This window comes from Vibrio sp. Vb0304 (genome assembly GCF_033338995.1).
GTDB lineage: Bacteria > Pseudomonadota > Gammaproteobacteria > Enterobacterales > Vibrionaceae > Vibrio > Vibrio alginolyticus.
This window is the reverse complement of sequence record NZ_JAWOTT010000076.1, coordinates 1-1,719: the sequence shown is the minus strand read 5'-3', so window position 1 is coordinate 1,719 and position 1,719 is coordinate 1. Positions and strand designations below refer to the sequence as shown.

Annotated in this window: 2 protein-coding genes; both read left to right on the top strand. The window is 50.8% G+C overall.

What is annotated here, in order from left to right; genetic code table 11:
• Positions 1 to 62: 62 nt before the first annotated feature.
• A complete protein-coding gene (fliI, locus tag R7P35_RS23860) occupies positions 63 to 1,412 on the top strand; it encodes a flagellar protein export ATPase FliI (protein ID WP_005462803.1) in 1,350 nt (449 codons plus the stop codon).
• A 15-nt stretch (positions 1,413 to 1,427) separates the two neighbouring features.
• The coding region (gene fliJ / locus R7P35_RS23855) for a flagellar export protein FliJ (protein WP_318092802.1) at positions 1,428 to 1,719 on the top strand (292 nt) is incomplete at its 3' end.

Below are 1,719 nucleotides of genomic sequence, written 5' to 3'. Positions count from 1 at the left end.
CATGGACAACGTAAAACAGCACTTGTTAGACGAAGTCAGCATTCCACAGGTTGAGTCTGAAAATGAGTAGTACATTAAGCCACGAACTATTAAGTGAGCGTTTGAGCGATGCATTAGCATCGCTTGATTCTATTCCCGTTGCGCGAGTAACCGGACGCTTGATTAAAGTGAACGGCTTGATGTTACAAGCGGTTGGATGTCGTTTTAAGCTTGAGCAACGTTGCTTAGTGGAAACTGCCGAAGGCGATATGATCGAAGCACAAGTGGTCGGCTTCGATCATACCGTTGCGTACTTAATGCCGATCCGCCGTTTAGGCGGTTTGTTTGCAGGTGCGAAGGTGATCCCATTAGACGGCGACAGTACCGTGCAACTCAGCTCTCAGTGGATGGGACGCGTGGTGAACGGCTTAGGCGAGCCATTGGATGACGGCATCCCGCTTAAAGGAGGCGATCGTGTTTCACTTGAACCTAAACCGATCAACCCCCTTAAGCGTCGTCCTGTCGATACCCCGCTTAATGTTGGCGTTCGTGCGATCAACGGTTTGCTGACGGTCGGTAAGGGTCAGCGTATTGGTCTAATGGCGGGCAGTGGTGTTGGTAAAAGTGTGTTGATGGGGATGATCACCAAAAACACGGAAGCGGACGTCATTGTGGTGGGTTTGATTGGTGAGCGTGGTCGAGAAGTTCGTGAGTTTATTGAACGCAACTTAACGCCAGAAGCGAGAGAAAAAGCCATCATCATTGCAGCTCCTGCGGATGAATCACCATTGATGCGACTTAGAGCGACACTGCTTTGTCACCGCGTCGCGGAGTATTTCCGAGATCAAGGCAAAGATGTACTTTTGTTGATGGATTCCCTAACGCGTTACGCGATGGCTCAACGCGAAATCGCGTTATCTTTGGGGGAACCGCCAGCGTCGCGCGGCTATCCGCCTTCGGTATTCAGTGTGTTACCGCAGCTGTTAGAGCGAGCGGGTAACAGTGAAAACCCTCATGGCAGCTTAACGGCGATTTACACTGTACTGGCGGAAGGCGACGATCAGCAAGACCCAGTCGTGGACTCTGCTCGTGCCATTTTGGATGGACACGTTGTGTTGTCACGCCAGCTGGCGGAACAAGGGCATTATCCGGCGATTGATATCAATGCTTCTATCAGCCGTTGTATGAGCACTTGTACGCAACCTGCTCATTCCACCATCGCAAACAACTTCCGCCAAATGTACTCCAATTACCTTCAGGTGAAAGAGTTACTGCCGCTTGGTGGCTATCAACCGGGTCAGGACCCTGAGTTGGATCAGTCTGTGTCGATGTATCCGCATTTGCGTTCTTACTTACAGCAATCAGCGAACGAGGCGGTGGATTACACCACCAGTTTGACTGAGCTGGCTCAAATGTTCCAAGGCGCACAGTAGAGAGCGAATGCAGCGATGAAAGCCAAACTTAAAGCGGTCGGCAAACTGCAACAAATGGAAGAAAAGCAGCGTGATAGGGTCGGGCAACAGCTCGACGCTATGCGTCAGCGTCACAATCATCTTTCAACGCAGTTGCAACAACTTTCAGCTCTCAAAGGACACGCTGGTCAATCGGCGTTGTCCTCTCCGTCTTTGAATAGCGCGGCGTTGATGAACTTCAACCGCGTTGATCAGATGCTGCAAAGAATGCTTCGTCACCACGAGCAAGAACAAGCGGTGATGCAAGCCGAATGTGCATCAGTACAAA